Genomic DNA, 15,598 nt, shown 5'->3' with positions numbered 1-15,598 from the left:
GCGGCAATAGCCGGAGCCGCTGGAAAATAGCCAGCGAGCGGAAGCGCGCAGTGAAAAAGCGCGGGAGTCCAGAGGGTGCGCGCTTACGCGCCCTCTGGGCCAGTTTGGGCGGCGAGCCCAAGGTGTTGACCGGCACTTACGGATATATGCCTTTAAACACCGTTTTCTTCCTCGGCTCCGACATGATCCCCTCCAGCGCCTCCACGCATTTCAGATAATGTGGCGTTTTCTTGTGCGCCAGCACCGCTTCATTATCCCGGTAGGCTTCGTAGATGAAGAACTTTGTCGGTTCGTGTTCATCCTGCAACACGTCAAACCGCAGGTTGCCCTCTTCTTTTACCGCGCCCAGATGATTGGCGTGAAACACTTCCAGGAATTCGTCAATTTTGTCCGGTTTCACATTAATCTCAACCAGCGTCACTTCCATGATTTACCCCTTTTCACTCAGGAACAGTTCGTAGGCATGCGCCACGCTGGCGTTTTCATGCACCACCGCTTTGACCGCGTGCAGCATGGCGACCGGCGATTCAGACTGGAAGATGTTGCGGCCCATATCCACACCCGATGCGCCCTGATCGATGGCCTGATAACACATTTCCAGGGCCTCGCGTTCCGGCAGTTTCTTACCTCCGGCAATTACAATCGGTACCGGACAACCGGCGGCGATGCGCTCGAAACCGCTGTCCACGTAGTAAGTTTTGATGATGTTCGCGCCCATTTCTGCCGCAATGCGCGTTGCCAGAGAGAAATAACGCTGGTCGCGCGCCATGTCTTTGCCGACGCCGGTGACCGCCATCGTCGGCATGCCGTAACGCATCCCCTGATCCACCAGCTGAATGATGTTTTTAATCGACTGATGTTCGTGTTCGCTGCCGATGTAAACCTGTGCGGCCATCGCGGCAACGTTCAGGCGCAGCGCGTCTTCAATGGCGACCGCCACCGTTTCGTTGGAAAGCTCAGTCAGGATCGAATTGCCGCCGGAGGCACGCATCACGATCGGTTTATTGATGGCGGCGGGCACCACGCTGCGCAGCACGCCGCGGGTACACATCAGCACATCGGTATGCGGAAACAGCGGCGCAATATTGATGTCGATGCGTTCGAGGCCGGTGGTCGGCCCCTGAAAATATCCGTGATCAAACGCCAGCATGACGGTCCGGCCGGAATCCGGATTAAAAATCCGCGCCAGCCGCGACTGCATTCCCCAGTCGAGCTGTCCGCTGCCCTTGAGGAAAAACGCATGGTTATCCTGCGGCGTACCGATGCCGAAGTTTTTACCGTCTCTGATATCGTCCAAATCTGCCATTTCAGTATCTCCTTAGCTGCAAACCGTTATCGTCAGAAATCGTATTTCGCAATGTTGTCTTTGGTGAAGACCACGCGCTCAGGCAATAACACGATGCCGTTGCCTTTGGCCTCATACTGGTAGCCCTGCACGCTGTTCGGCACCACTTCCACCGCTCCGACGCCCGGCACATCCAGCTTGTCACCCACGTTAAGCTCGCCTTTTTTCAGTAACTGATCGGCGACGTAAACCGAAATTTTGCCCTGACTGACCACGTCCCACAGGCCGAACTGTTTCACCGTGCCGCGCTCAACGTACGGGCGCATAACGTTTGGTGTGCTGAAGCCGACAATGGTCACATTGGTGCGTTTAAGGTTTTCTGCCGCCTGCGCGGCGGCCGGTAATGCGTTGGCATCCGGCGCGATAATGGCGTCCAGATCGCTATAAGATTTGAGGATCCCTTCGGCGGTTTGCAGTGATTTGGTGGCGTCGTTATAGCCATACTGCGTGGTGACCACCTCCCAGCCCGGATGCTCTTTGGCGATTTTGGCTTTCGCCTCTTTCACCCACTGGTTCTGGTCGGTGACCGTCGGGCTGGAGTAGAAGAACGCCACTTTGGCTTTTTCTTTGGTGACCTGGCTGGAGGTCATATCGACCAGCAGGGAACCGAGCTGCTGCGGTGTGCCCTGATTGATGTAAATTGAGCGGCACTCCGGTTTGGTGTCGGAATCCCAGGTCAGCACTTTCACGCCGCGCTGCATGGCGCGTTTGAGCGCAGGGCACAGGCCGTCCGGAGAAACCGCCGCCACCACAATGGCGTTGTAGCCCTGATTGACGAAGTTATTGATCATCTGCACCTGACCGGACACGCTCGGTTCGGTCGGGCCATCGTAAGTGACATCGACGCCCAGCGCCTTGCCCGCCGCCGTTGCGCCGTTGCCACCGCTGGTGAAATAGCCGACACCCACCAGTTTCGGGATAAACGCGATACGTTCAGCGGCCTGCGCGCTCAGGCACGCAAGGCTCACGGCGCTGGCGATCAGCATGGTTTTCAGCATTTTTGTATTCATCTTGCACCCCGGTTCATTTGGTGGATAAAGAAGGAGAAGACGCAGACCCGCGCTGGCGATAACGCTGGAAAACACTGCGGATAAGACCACGGTTGAGGCTGGCAGAACGGCCAATCACCACCAGAATCAGCAGCGCACCCGAAAGCGCGCTGGACACCTGGCTGGATACGCCGATCATCTGCAAACCCTGCTGTAAGTACCCGATCAGCAGCGTCGCCAGCGCCGTGCCGAGAATGGAACCTGAGCCGCCGTAAATATTGGCTCCGCCTAACACCACGGCGGTGATCGCGGGCATCAGCAAGGAGACGCCGAGATCAGAACGCGCGGAACCGAAATAGGAGGTCATGACGATCGCCGCCAACGCCGACGCCAGCCCGGTCATGCCGTATAACGCAAACACCGTGCGGCTGACCGGCAGCGCGCCGTAGCGTGCCACGCGGGCATTCTGGCCGATAAGAAAGACGTTGCGGCCGGTGCGGCTGCGGTGCATCAGCAGCCAGAAAAACAGCGTGGCGAGCAGAAAAATCAGCAGTGGCATCGGCAGGCCGAAAATCACCTGATTCGCAAAATTTGTAAACGCATCCGGGAAGTTACCGATTCCTTCAAAACCGGTCGCGCCCGCCAGCCCGGAAAGCAGTAAGGCGCTGCCGCCAAACAGGTATAGCGTGCCGAGGGTGATCACCAGCGGATTGACGCCGGTATAAAGAATGAGTGCCGCATTGAGCAGGCCGCAGGCCAGACCGAGCGCGAGCGTCAGAATGATAGCGACCACCAGCGGAATCCCCGCCTGACACAACACGCCCAGCGCGATGGCACACAATCCGATGGTCGAACCGAACGAAATATCAATGCCACCGCTGACAATCACCAGCGTTAACGGCAGCGCCACAATGCCGATAGTGATGAAGTCGCTGGTGCTGAACAGCAGCGTATTGGCATCCAGCATGCGCGGGTTTGCGATGCCGAATAGCGCAATTTCAAGGATCAGCAGTACCAGTAATGCTGCTTCCCAGCCGTAGTTGCGTAAGGAATTCATCACATCACCCCGCTTTTTTACCGGTGCTTAACCGGCGTGTGAGATGTTTCGGCTGCTGGCTTTTATATCCGGCAGATTTCTTTTGAACCGGCGGGCTGGCTGCCAGAAAACGGGCATATTTCTGGCGGCGCAGGTTTTTCTGCAAGGCCTGCCGCAACCGACCGTCGAGCACCAGAACGCCGAGCAATACCAGTCCGGCGATAAAATCGTTCCACCAGGCAGGCAGGCGCAGCAACACCAGAACGCTGTCGATTTGCGTCAGGAAGTACGCGCCCAGCACTGCACCGAGAATCGAACCGGTACCGCCGAGCAGGCTGATCCCGCCCAGTACGCAGGCCGCGATGGCTTTCATTTCCAGCCCGCTGCCGGTCTGGTTAGGCACGAAACCGATTTGCGAGGCGAAAACAATCCCCGCGATGGCGGCCATCACGCCGTTGATGCCAAACGCGAGAATGCGCACCCGGTTAACCGCCACGCCGAGCTGGCGTGCGCCCTGTAAGTTATCGCCCACCGCGTAAAAGCTGCGGCCAAACGCCGTCCGGCTGAGTACACAGAACATCGCCACCAGCAGAACAATCACCAGCCAGCCGAGCGCGGAGACGTTAAGAAACACCGGGGCCGACAGGGATTTCAGCCCGGCGGGTAAGCCTTCAATCCATTTACCGCCGGTCATGAGCAGCATCAGGCCGCGGTATAAACCGAGTGTCCCCAGCGTGGCGACAATTGCCGGGATGCGCAGCCAGGCGACCAGTACGCCGTTGAACAATCCCGCCAGCAAACCGGTGCCGAGCGTCAGCAGGCAAGCCAGCGTCAGGTCAACGCCGCTGTTAAGCAAAACGCCGAGCGTCACCGCGCAAAGGCCGGTGATTGACCCTACCGAGACGTCTATGTTGCGCGTCAGCATGACCAGCGTTGCGCCCATCGCCAGCAGCATCAGGATCTGCGCGCTGCCGAAAATCATGCTCAGCGTCTGGAAGCTGAACGACTGGTTGTCCATCACCCCGAGCAGCGCAAACAGCGCAATAATCGCCATCAGCGCGGTCAGTTCACGGTTGTTTTGGATCCGCTTCAGCATGAGGTTCCTCCGGTGTCTGCCGTCTGGGGATGATTACCAAAGGCAATGTGCATGATGTTGTTAACGTTGATTTCACTGCCCTGCAATTCGCCACTCATTTCGCCCTGATGCATGACGAAAACGCGGTCGGCCAGCCCTTCTATTTCGTCCAGATCCGATGAAATCAGAATGACCGCGACGTTCTGTTCCACGACGTTTCGCAACAGCTGATAGATGTCGGCGCGGGCGGCAACGTCAACGCCGCGCGTCGGTTCATCGACAATCAGCACCGCCGGTTGCGCTTCCAGACATTTGGCAATGAGCAGTTTTTGCTGATTCCCGCCGGAGAGCGTGCGCGCCGTTTGTGCGCCGTCGCGATATCTGATGCCCAGCGCGCGGTGATAACGCTCCAGTACCGCCGCTTCACGTTTGATATTCAGCCACCAGCTTTGCCGGTTAAACGTCAGCGACGTGGTGTTCCAGCTCAGCGGCGCATCAAGGTATAAGCCGGACGCCTGCCGGTCTTCCGGCAGATAAACCAGCCCCTTTTTCAGGCGTTGTACGGTATTCAGCCCGCTGATGTCTTGCTGCATCAGAAGAACCTGACCACTTTGGGCATCACGCAGGCCGTAAAGCGTTTCCGCCAGTTCGGTGCGCCCTGCCCCCACAACGCCTGCCAGCCCGACGATTTCCCCGGCGCGGACGCTAAAGGAAATATTGATAAACCCTTCACCGGTGAGATTAAGCACCTCTAAAACCGGCTCGCTCACCCCCCTGTTTCCTGCTGACGCCTGGCGACGCGTGCCGGGTAAATCCAGCCACAGTTTTTGTTCTGCCGGTAAGGCGGCATCCTGCGTGTGGGGTGTAATGGCACGAATTAAGGCGTCGTTATCCACTTCGGTGAGCGTACCGCTCAGGGCAATTTTGCCGTCGCGCATGACGCTGACACGGTCACTGATGGCGCGGATCTCAGGCAGTTTGTGCGAGATAAACACCACTCCCACGCCGCCGGCCGTCAGATGACGAACCTGAGTGAATAAGCGGGCGGATTCCGCCGGTGTCAGCGAGGCGGTCGGTTCATCGAGGATCAGCAGACGGGCGTCGCGCATCAGCCCGCGCAGGATTTCCACCAGTTGCTGATCGGCGACTTCTAATGTGCCCGCCAGCGCGCCGAGCGGCAGATTGCAGCCCAGTTCCGTCAGGGTTTGTTGCAGCTTTTTCTCGCTGTTCTGATGCGCCGGTAAACGGAAGAGGATGTTTTCGCGCACGGTCAGGCTGGGAAATAGCATCGGTTCCTGCGGCACCAGATAGATTCCGGCCTGATGTGCTTTCGCAGGCGAGCGTGCCAGCAGCGGTTCACCGTTTAACAGCATCCTGCCGCAGTCTGCGGTTTCAACACCGGCAATGATTTTCATCAGCGTGGATTTCCCCGCGCCATTGCCGCCGAGCAGCGCATGCACTTCTCCACGTTGCAGGCTGAAATCGATATCTTTCAGCACCGCCACGCCGGAAAAGCTTTTACTGACACCGCTCACTTCCAGCAGTGGCGCGGCAGATATCGGGGAATGTGCTGAATGCTCGCTGTGTTGCATACATCAACCTCAGGCCGGATACATTTAATGAACAAATGTATTTATCATTTAACATTGTTCATAAAACTAGTCTGACGCGCTGAGGAAAACTTTTGCGCTGATCACAGTTTGTTCAACTCATAGAGTCTGCGATATGATTCAACCAGAATTCATTTGGAATTTGCCAAACACATCACAGTTAACAACATTTCGTTAACGAACAATTGATCTACATTTTGATAAGTGTTCACTATGAATGATAAGACAACGCTTTCTGATCTGACTAACCTTCCGGAATTCAGCATGGGCGAAGAAGAACTGCTGGCGCGCACCGCCTGGTTCTATTACCACGACGGTCTGACCCAGAATGAGATTGGTGAACGACTTGGCCTGACGCGGCTGAAAGTGTCGCGTCTGCTGGAAAAAGGCCGGCAATCCGGGGTGATCCGCGTGCAAATCAACTCGCGTTTTGAGGGGTGTCTGGCGCTGGAAAACACTCTGCTCGAACGTTTTGGTTTACAGCAGATCCGCGTCCTGCCGCAGCTTGCCGACGGTTCGCTGAGTGCCCGTCTGGGTGTCGGCGCGGCGCATATGCTGATGACTTTACTGAAACCTGAACAACTGCTGGCGGTCGGATTTGGCGAAACGGCCATGAGTACGCTGCAACATCTGAGCGGCTTTATCGCCTCACAGCAAATCAGGATGGTCACGCTTTCCGGCGGTGTCGGCCCGTATATGACCGGCATCGGGCAGCTCGACGCGGCCTGCGGTGTCAGCATTATTCCCGCGCCACTGCGTGCCTCATCGGCCAGCGTGGCGGCGATTTTCCGGCAGGAACGCAATGTTCATGACGTGATGCTGGCGGCCTGCGCGGCGGATATTGCGGTGGTCGGCATCGGTTCGCTGAACCAGAAACAGGAAGCGACGATCTTGCGCTCCGGTTATATCAGCGAAGGCGAGCAGTTGCTGTTTGGTCGCAAAGGCGCGGTCGGCGACATCCTCGGCTTCTTTATGCAGCGAAGCGGCGAGCTGGCGGAAAACATGGCGATCCACGATGAACTGATCGCCGTCGCGCCCGCGGATCTGGCAAGTATTCCGACCGTTTTAGGGGTGGCAGGCGGCGTCGAGAAAGCCGAAGCCATCGTCGCGGCGCTGAAAGGCAAACGAATTAACGCACTGGTTACTGAAGAGAGCACAGCAAGAGCCATGCTGGCGTTGCTCGACTGACCCGCAGGGAGTGAGGGGTGTGGCGGTCAGGTAAACGGTGCCCGATAAACTGGCACGAGAGAACGTAGCGATGACCTCTACCCTGAATTCTGACGACGATCGTAGCTATTTAATGGCGCTGGATGCCGGTACCGGCAGTATCCGTGCGGTGATTTTCAATCTCGAAGGCGAACAGATTGCCGCCGGACAGGCCGAGTGGATCCATCTGGCACTGCCGGATGTGCCCGGTTCGATGGAGTTTGATCTGCATAAAAACTGGCAGCTCGCCTGCCAGTGTATCCGCCAGGCGCTGCACGAAGCGCATCTCCCCGCCTCAGCCATCCGTGCTGTCGCCGCCTGTTCAATGCGCGAAGGGATTGTGCTTTACGATAAATCCGGTGAACCGATCTGGGCCTGCGCTAACGTTGATGCCCGCGCCAGCCGTGAAGTTTCCGAGCTGAAAGAAATCCACGATTTCGAATTTGAACGCGAAGTGTATGAATGCTCCGGCCAGACGCTGGCGCTCAGCGCTATGCCGCGTCTGCTGTGGCTGGCGCACCATCGGCCAGACATTTACCGTCAGGCCGCGACCGTCACCATGATCAGCGACTGGCTGGCCTGTATGCTCAGCGGCGAGCTGGCAGTTGACCCATCTAACGCCGGCACCACCGGCATGCTGGATCTGGCGACCCGCAACTGGCGGCCTGAGCTGTTAGACATGGCCGGGCTGCGCGCCGATATGCTTTCCCCCGTCGCCGAAACCGGCACGCGTCTGGGCTATGTCACCGCCAGCGCGGCGGAACTCAGCGGCCTGAAAGCCGGCACGCCTGTCGGCATGGGCGGCGGCGATGCCCAGCTAGGCACCCTCGGTTTAGGGCTGGTGCGCCCCGGTCAGACCGCCGTTTTAGGCGGTACTTTCTGGCAGCAGATTGTGAATTTACCGGAGCCGGTCACCGATCCGGAGATGAACATCCGCGTCAATCCGCACGTCATTCCCGGCATGGCGCAGGCCGAATCCATCAGTTTCTTTACCGGCCTGACGATGCGTTGGTTCCGCGACGCATTCTGCACCGAAGAGAAAACCCTCGCCGGACGGCTGGGCGTAGATGCTTACAGCCTGCTGGAAGACATGGCCGCGCGCGTGCCGGTGGGTTCGTGGGGCGTGACGCCGGTCTTCTCCGATGCAATGCATTTTAAAAACTGGTATCACGCCGCGCCGTCGTTTATCAATCTGTCCATCGACCCGGAAAAGTGCAACAAACCGACGCTGTTCCGCGCGCTCGAGGAAAATGCCGCCATCGTCTCGGCCTGTAATCTGGATATGATCGCCCGCTTTTCCGGCGTGCGCGCAAAATCGCTGGTGTTCTCCGGCGGCGGTTCCAAAGGAAAGCTGTGGTGTCAGATTCTGAGTGATGTCACCGGCGTTCCGGTCAGCGTGCCGGTCGTGAAAGAAGCCACCGCGTTGGGCTGCGCGATTGCGGCCGGTGTCGCGGCAGGCGTTTATGCCTCGCTGGCCGATACCGGAGAAGCACTGGTGCGCTGGGAACGGGAATATCAGCCGGACGTGGCGAATCACGCGAAGTATCGGGTGCAGAAAGCCAACTGGCAGGAAGTGTACGCGGATCAGCTGAGGCTGGTGGACAGGCAACTGACGACGTCGATGTGGAAAGCACCCGGGTTGTGATGCTAAAGGTGGATGGTTTAAAAACAAATTCAAGACCTTGGGCCTCGCCCCCCAAACTGGCCCAGAGGGCGCGTTAACGCGCGCGCCCTCCGGACACCCGCGCTTTTTAACTGCGAGCGGCAGCGCGTGTTGTAAAAGACGTGGAGATTCCAAAGAGGCCCCGTCCTGGCCTCTTTGGTCGGTTTCGGCGCAGCACGTTAAGTGATCACTGCTATTGAGAAACCGAAACTTGCGCCGTACTGCTTTTAAAACCGCCTGGTGCGGTGATCCTGCTACTGAGAAACCGAAACTTGCACCAGCCCGCAATTGAAAATCGCAATGCGGCGATCTCCGCAATCGAATACACTTCATTCCTAAATTTCATACTTGGTTATGTGGCGCAGATCACATCTTAATTGTATGATGAATACATCATTCAAGCGGGCAAATCACTATGAACAACGCATTATCTCTGGCTTTTCACTATATCCGGGCATTTATCCTGATATACCTCTGTCTGTTCGCCGGGAACGCGATTTCATCTCTTTTACCGATCACTATTCCCGGCAGCATCATCGGGATGCTGATCCTCTTCGGGCTGCTTTCCACGCAAATTCTGCCGTTTAAATGGGTCAAACCGGGCTGCAATGTTCTCATCCGTTATATGGCGTTGCTGTTCGTGCCCATCGGCGTCGGGGTGATGAATTACTACGAACAGCTGCGGACACAGTTCGGTCCTCTGGTGGTGTCTTGTCTGGTGAGTACGATTATTGTGTTGCTGGTCGTCGCCTATTGTTCCCACTATATTCATGGCGATCGCGGTGCGGTGACTGACAAGGCGGAGAAGAAAAATGATTGATATTCTGTGGTCACTTCCGCTGACGCTGCTGGTGTTTTTCGCTGCACGCAAGCTGGCAATCAAACTCAAAATGCCGTTACTCAATCCGCTGCTGATGTCGATGGTGATTATCATCCCTCTGCTGCTGGTCACGAATATCCCTTACACACGCTATTTTGCCGGCAGTAAAATTCTCAACGATTTGCTGCAACCCGCCGTCGTCGCGCTGGCGTTTCCGCTTTATGAGCAACTGCACCAGATCCGCGCGCGGTGGAAATCCATCATCAGCATCTGTTTTATCGGCAGCATCGTGGCGATGACCACCGGTACTGCAATTGCGTTATGGATGGGGGCGACGCCGGAAATTGCCGCGTCTGTCATGCCTAAATCCGTCACCACGCCGATTGCGATGGCCACCGCGCAATCCATTCACGGAATTCCGGCCATCAGCGCCGTGTGCGTTATCTTTGTCGGGATCCTGGGTGCAGTCTTCGGCCACAGCATTCTGAATGTGCTGAAGATCACCACCAAAGCCTCACGCGGTCTGGCGATGGGCACCGCCTCTCACGCACTCGGCACCGCACGTTGCGCAGAAATGGATTATCAGGAAGGCGCGTTCAGTTCGCTGGCGCTGGTGATTTGCGGGATTATCACTTCCCTCCTCGCCCCGTTCCTGTTCCCCGTCCTGCTCGCCTTATTGGGTCATTAGGCCGTTTCATTGATCACCTTTTCCCCGAAATAATCCGGATTGGATCGAGGCGGCAACTGAACGAATCCCCGGGAGCATACAATAAGTATGTGACCGGGGTGAGCGAAGGCTCCAGCGCTGAGCCAGTTCGGAATAGGAAGAGGAAAAAGCGTATGTCACTTCAACCTTAGAAAAAGTGACATACAAAGCTGAAGGTACCCGGTTTAAGTACAATCAGAAAAGGGCCTGCGTGTCTGCTTTAGCCACAGACGGCAGTCGATAACGAAGAGAGTAAGCGGGCGCGTCAGGAGACGCGCCGGAAGAATTACGAATTCATCTGGAACAGGGACATCCCCTGCATGGCGCTGTAGGTTTTGTAAGAGGCCTGAAGTGCGACCTGTTGCAGCGTGTACGTCGAAATTGCGGATGTCCATTCGGTATCGACCAAATTACTGAGTTTGGTCGAGTTTGCCACTTCGCGGTTATCTCCGAGCGTATCCAGGTTATCCAGTTCGCTCATCTGGGTACCCAACTCTGAACGCACAGACAGCACGTTGTTGAGTGAGTTGCTCAGCCCGCGGTTGGCTTTGTCGATCGCATCTGAATATTCTGTATCAGAGGTGTAATCCGCAGAAGGTGTTTTCAGCGCAGTCAGCGCACCGTCGATGGTTTTGAAAATATCGGATTCGCTGGCGGAGCCATCGGGTTCCGCTTTCGCATCGCCAGTCAGGGTATTGAAAACCTGATTACCGGTATGGCTGATGGTCATGGTACGGCTGGCATCAACCTGCTGGGTCAGCGCCGTTGTGCCACCGGAATAGGTTACAGCGCCCGTTGTCGCGTCCTGCGTGTACGGCGGCGTATCACTTTTGTAACCGGCAAAAATGTAACGGCCATTGCCGTCGGTGCTGTTTGCCAGGTTCAGTAACTGTGACTTCAGGCTTTCCAGTTTGGTCGCCAGAGAGGAACGGTCGTCGTCGCTCAGGGAACCGTCACCGGCCTGGACAATCAGCGTCTGCGCATCCTGAATGGTGGATGTCACGCTGCTTAACGTCGATTCTTCCTGACTCATACTCTGGTTGGCAAAGGTACGCGCCACGGAAAACTGGCTGTTTTCAGCCTGTGCCTGACGAACCAGAACGGCCTGCGAAGCGGCCAGCGGATCATCAGAAGGCTTGCTGACTTTCGAGCCGGTGGACAGCTGTAAACCGGTCGCCTGGAAACGGTTCTGACCTTCTAACACCGCGTTCATGTTCTGGTCGTAAATCATGTTGGTACTAAGGCGCATGGCATCAGTTCCTTATCAGTTCAAAGATCAGCGAATGTTGATGATCGCGTCAAAGATGGTCGAAGCCGTCTGCACAACCTGCGCGTTCGCCAGATAATATTGCTGGTAACGTTGCAGATCGCCGTATTCTTCATCGAGGTTAACCCCGGAGATAGACTGCTGTTGCGTGGTCAGTTGCGTCACGATATTGGCCTGCGCCGTGCTGGTGGTGGTCAGCGTGGCAACCTGGTTACCGACGTTACTCACCAGGCTGGCATACGCGCCGGTCAGGGTAGATTTACCTTCCACCAGTTTTGCGGTTTGCAGGTTCAGCAATTTTTGGGCGTTGGTGTTATCGCTGACGCCGCTGTCTGCTGCGCCTGCGGCGGCAATCAGGGAAGAATCATTGATAGCGACATTAATGCTGCCGGCAACGTTGCTCACCGTTTTGATGGTGATGCTGTCGTTAGTGGCTGGCGTTCCGGTGACGGAAACGGATAGGCCGTCAAAGTCCATCGTCGGATTACCGCTGCTGTCGGTGCCTGCCGTTGGCGTGATTTTTGCGCCATCGGAAACGCGGGTGACGTTCCACGATGTACCGTCGTAAGCCATGGTGTAATCGCTGGCTTTCACAGCGGTGGTGTCTTTATAAGCCACACTCACGTCCGCAGTGCCGGTGTTTTTGGTATTCGCCACCGTAGTTGCGCCGGTGAACGAGAAGAAATCTGTACCGGCGTCACCGTTGAGATCAAAACCGGCTTTGTTGGTGCTGTTGAAGGCATCTGCCATGGACAGCGCAAGCTGACCCAGCTGGTTGATCGCCGGTTCCAGGTTGTCTTTGCGGAATGCCAGTGTGCCACCGAGTGAACCGGTAGTCAGACGGCTTTCCTGAATTTGTGAAACCGTGCCATCAGGCTGGGTCATGCCGACCGTCAGTTTTGACGGATCCGCGCTGGACGGTATTGCCACAACCGTTTTCGACGTTCCGCCACTCACCAGCGGCGTACCGTTAGCAAAGGAAACGTTGTACGTATCACCGTCCTGCTGCGTGACGGTCACACCGGTAATGTCATTAAGCTGACTGACCAGTTGATCACGCTGATCGAGCAAGGCGTTAGGTTCCTGCCCGCTGCTGCCGCGCGTCGCGGTAATCTGGTTATTCAGCTTGGCAATCTGCGCCGCATAGGTGTTGATCTGATCAACGTTCTGCGTAATTTGCTGGTTAACGGCAGTATTCATGTCGCTCAGGTATTTCGCCGAACTGTTGAACTGCGCGGTTAAACCCTGCGCTTCACCCAAAACGGCCTGACGCGCCGAGCTGTCGCTGGCGTTGCTGGTCAGCGTTTGCAGGCCGGTAAAGAACGTTGCCATGGTGGCATCGATACCGGTCGAGCTGTCACCCAGCAAATCATCGATGGAGCTGGCCTGATCAAGCTGCGTTGACAGCGCACTGCCTGTCGCGCTCGCGCCCAGCAGTTGCTTCACGACAAAAGAGTTGTACTCACGGTTCACGCCCGTCACCGTCACACCATTGCCAATATACCCGGCAGACGTCGACGTCCCGTTGCTCTGAGTGATGATGGCAGTCTGGCGGTTATAACCGGCTACGCTGACGTTCGCGATGTTGTTGCCGGTGGTACTGAGCGCGGCCTGCGCTGCGTTCAGTCCGCTCATTGCGGTATTAATTAAGCTACTGGACATGAGTGACCTTTTGGCTGCCGGTGACTTTTTTACCACCGTGTAATTAAGGGAACTGAAACGGGGCTTTCCCCTTTTCCCATTCTTAACGTGTTATCGGCCTGTACGGCTAAAACTTGAGAAAAAAAACACGCTTTTGCGGCACTAAAAAATATCTTTTAAATCATGGCTGTAAGCTTTCACAGCCTGCTCGCCCGCGCCTTTGATTTTCTGGATCACACTCACCAGTTTTTCGGCATAATTCGGATCCGTCGCATAGCCCGCGCGTTGCAGCGCATGCGCGGCCTGTTCAGGTGTATTCGCGGACGCCACCTGGGCGTAGCGCGGGTTGTTGGTGAGCAGTTTGATGTAGTCGCTGATCGCTTCCACGTAAGAGCCGTAAACACGGAAACTGGCCTGAACTTTTTTCGCCACGCCGTTGGCATATTCCGTGGTAGTGATATTGGTCGTCGGGCCGTCCCAGCTGCTGCCGGCTTTGATGCCGAACAGGTTGTAGCTGCGCTTACCGTCGGCGGTTGGAATTTCGCGCTGACCCCAGCCGGATTCCAGTGCGGCCTGCGCCACAATCAGCTGATGGGAGATGCCGCTGTCTTTACTCGCCACCTGCGCCGGAATACTCAGGCTGGAGACGAACTGGCCGCTGTCGGTTGGCAGTGGCGTGCCGCCGGTGGTGCGATCCGGCGCGGTCGGAATGACTTTGCGCAGATACTGTTCCATCGCCTGAATGGGCATGGTTTTCAGCACTTCGCCGTCGAGCGCCATTGGCGTTGTGCCCGCCAGTTCAGACGGCTGTTTTGAGCCGCCGGTCAGCTGTTCCACCATCATGTCGGCCATGCCCAACCCTTTGTCGGACATGTCCTGCGCAATTTGCTGATCGTACATCGATGTATAAAGCTTGGTGGACTGGTTATCGAGGATCCCCCCCTGCGGCAGCGCCTGACGCATGCTTTTCAGCATCATCTGCACGAAGACGCCTTCGAACTGTTTAGCGACTTCTTTGATGTGGGCCTGCGGATCCTGCGAAACGTCCCGCTTCAGTTTGTTCAGGGAATTCGTGTCGTACGCCGCACCCTGCGGGTCAAACGCCCCTGACATCGACATCAGATCGCTCATCAGATAATTTCCAAATCAGCACGCAGGCAGCCGGCTGTTTTCATCGCCTGCAGGATGGACATCAGATCGATAGGCGTCGCGCCTAACGCGTTAAGTGTGCGGACCACGTTGTTCAGACTGGCGCTCGAACGCACCTGCTGAATAGAACCCCCGGACTGACGGACGGAAATATTGGTATTTGGCGTCACGACGGTCTGGCCGCCGCCAAATGGCGTATTCGGCTGGCTGACGTCGTTCTGGCGATCGACCACCACAGACAGATTGCCCTGCGCCACGGCGCAATTGTCGAGCGTCACGTCGCGGTTCATCACCACCGAGCCGGTACGGGAGTTGATGATCACTTTCGCATCCATTGGCCCGACGTTGACTTCGATGTTCTGAATCTGCGCCAGAATGCGCACCTGCGAGGTATTGCCGCGCGGCACGATGACCTGAATATTGCGGGAATCCAGCGCCGAGGCAGAACCCATTCCCTGACGGTTAATGGCGTCGCTGACCTGCTGCGCGAGATTGAAGTCTTCATCATTAAGCTGAAGGTTAATCACGCCTTCGGTGCCGAAGGTGCTTGGCAGTTCGCGTTCAATGGTCGCGCCGCCGGTAATACGGCCACCGGAAACCTGGTTAACCGTTACGCTGCTGCCGCCGGCAGAAGCCCCGGCACCGCCGACCAGCACGTTACCCTGCGCCAGCGCGTATACCTGATTATCGACCCCTTTCATTGGCGTCATCAGCAAAGTTCCGCCGCGGATGCTTTTGGCATTACCCATTGAGGAAACCACGACATCAATCGCCTGACCGGCGCGTGAGAATGGCGGCATTTTGGCGGTAACCATCACGGCTGCCACGTTTTTCAACTGCATGTTGGTGCCCGCCGGTACGGTGATCCCTAACTGAGACAACATGTTGGTCAGCGTCTGGGTGGTAAATGGCGTCTGCGTGGTCTGGTCACCGGTTCCGTCGAGACCAACGACTAAGCCGTAGCCGATCAGGGCGTTATCACGCACACCTTGTACCGTCGTCAAATCACGAATACGGTCGGCGGATGCGGGCAGTACCACCAGGGCGGACATCGCCAGACAGATAACACCGGAAAGGAATTTTCGCATGAT

General features: G+C 56.7%; 14 protein-coding genes. 4 read left to right on the top strand and 10 right to left on the bottom strand.

Annotated elements, in window-relative coordinates:
- Positions 1-136: 136 nt before the first annotated feature.
- From lsrG to lsrA, 6 genes are read right to left on the bottom strand one after another with little or no spacing between them, the layout of a single operon-like run.
- Positions 137-427, bottom strand: a complete 291-nt coding sequence (lsrG, locus tag J1782_RS18940; protein ID WP_152326931.1) for a (4S)-4-hydroxy-5-phosphonooxypentane-2,3-dione isomerase — start codon at positions 425-427, stop codon at positions 137-139.
- A gap of 3 nt (positions 428-430) precedes the next feature.
- Positions 431-1,306 (bottom strand): 3-hydroxy-5-phosphonooxypentane-2,4-dione thiolase, encoded by an 876-nt coding sequence (lsrF, locus tag J1782_RS18935; protein ID WP_152326930.1) that lies wholly within the window; start codon positions 1,304-1,306, stop codon positions 431-433.
- 32 nt (positions 1,307-1,338) lie between these two features.
- Positions 1,339-2,343, bottom strand: a complete 1,005-nt coding sequence (gene lsrB, locus J1782_RS18930) for an autoinducer 2 ABC transporter substrate-binding protein LsrB (protein WP_371819801.1) — start codon at positions 2,341-2,343, stop codon at positions 1,339-1,341.
- Positions 2,344-2,368: 25 nt separating this feature from the next.
- On the bottom strand, positions 2,369-3,391 hold the full coding sequence (gene lsrD, locus J1782_RS18925) for an autoinducer 2 ABC transporter permease LsrD (protein WP_217153732.1): 1,023 nt from the start codon (positions 3,389-3,391) through the stop codon (positions 2,369-2,371).
- Between the two features lie 4 nt (positions 3,392-3,395).
- Complete coding sequence (lsrC, locus tag J1782_RS18920; RefSeq protein ID WP_217153731.1) at positions 3,396-4,466, bottom strand: autoinducer 2 ABC transporter permease LsrC; 1,071 nt, start codon at positions 4,464-4,466, stop codon at positions 3,396-3,398.
- The gene (lsrA, locus tag J1782_RS18915; RefSeq protein WP_152326926.1) at positions 4,460-6,037 is read right to left on the bottom strand and encodes an autoinducer 2 ABC transporter ATP-binding protein LsrA; all 1,578 of its coding nucleotides are present in this window, start codon (positions 6,035-6,037) and stop codon (positions 4,460-4,462) included. Before lsrA ends, lsrC begins: the two co-directional genes overlap by 7 nt.
- Positions 6,038-6,268: 231 nt before the next feature.
- On the opposite strand from lsrA, the gene lsrR reads away from it, so the two are divergent.
- From lsrR to J1782_RS18895, 4 genes are all read left to right on the top strand, one after another.
- Entirely contained in the window at positions 6,269-7,243 is a 975-nt protein-coding gene (gene lsrR, locus J1782_RS18910) for a transcriptional regulator LsrR (RefSeq protein WP_152326925.1), read from the top strand.
- 70 nt (positions 7,244-7,313) lie between these two features.
- Complete coding sequence (lsrK, locus tag J1782_RS18905; protein ID WP_165058729.1) at positions 7,314-8,906, top strand: autoinducer-2 kinase; 1,593 nt, start codon at positions 7,314-7,316, stop codon at positions 8,904-8,906.
- A gap of 433 nt (positions 8,907-9,339) precedes the next feature.
- Positions 9,340-9,744, top strand: a complete 405-nt coding sequence (locus tag J1782_RS18900) for a CidA/LrgA family protein (RefSeq protein ID WP_152326924.1) — start codon at positions 9,340-9,342, stop codon at positions 9,742-9,744.
- A complete protein-coding gene (locus tag J1782_RS18895) occupies positions 9,737-10,432 on the top strand; it encodes a CidB/LrgB family autolysis modulator (RefSeq protein ID WP_152326923.1) in 696 nt (231 codons plus the stop codon). Before J1782_RS18900 ends, J1782_RS18895 begins: the two co-directional genes overlap by 8 nt.
- 304 nt (positions 10,433-10,736) lie before the next feature.
- Here J1782_RS18895 and flgL read toward each other — a convergent pair whose 3' ends face one another.
- From flgL to J1782_RS18875, 4 genes are all read right to left on the bottom strand, one after another.
- On the bottom strand, positions 10,737-11,699 hold the full coding sequence (flgL, locus tag J1782_RS18890; protein ID WP_152326922.1) for a flagellar hook-associated protein FlgL: 963 nt from the start codon (positions 11,697-11,699) through the stop codon (positions 10,737-10,739).
- Positions 11,700-11,726: 27 nt separating this feature from the next.
- A complete protein-coding gene (flgK, locus tag J1782_RS18885; protein ID WP_165057929.1) occupies positions 11,727-13,379 on the bottom strand; it encodes a flagellar hook-associated protein FlgK in 1,653 nt (550 codons plus the stop codon).
- 141 nt (positions 13,380-13,520) lie between these two features.
- Positions 13,521-14,489 carry a flagellar assembly peptidoglycan hydrolase FlgJ gene (gene flgJ, locus J1782_RS18880; protein WP_217153730.1) on the bottom strand — a complete coding sequence of 323 codons (969 nt, stop codon included), beginning with the start codon at positions 14,487-14,489 and terminating at the stop codon, positions 13,521-13,523.
- Positions 14,489-15,595 (bottom strand): flagellar basal body P-ring protein FlgI, encoded by a 1,107-nt coding sequence (locus J1782_RS18875; RefSeq protein WP_152326919.1) that lies wholly within the window; start codon positions 15,593-15,595, stop codon positions 14,489-14,491. The genes flgJ and J1782_RS18875 overlap by 1 nt, the downstream gene beginning before the upstream one ends.
- Positions 15,596-15,598: the final 3 nt, after the last annotated feature.

This window comes from Rahnella sp. BCC 1045, assembly GCF_019049615.1.
Taxonomy (GTDB): domain Bacteria; phylum Pseudomonadota; class Gammaproteobacteria; order Enterobacterales; family Enterobacteriaceae; genus Rahnella; species Rahnella contaminans.
Note: the sequence above shows the minus strand (reverse complement) of the source record. Positions and strands in the feature narration are given on the sequence as shown.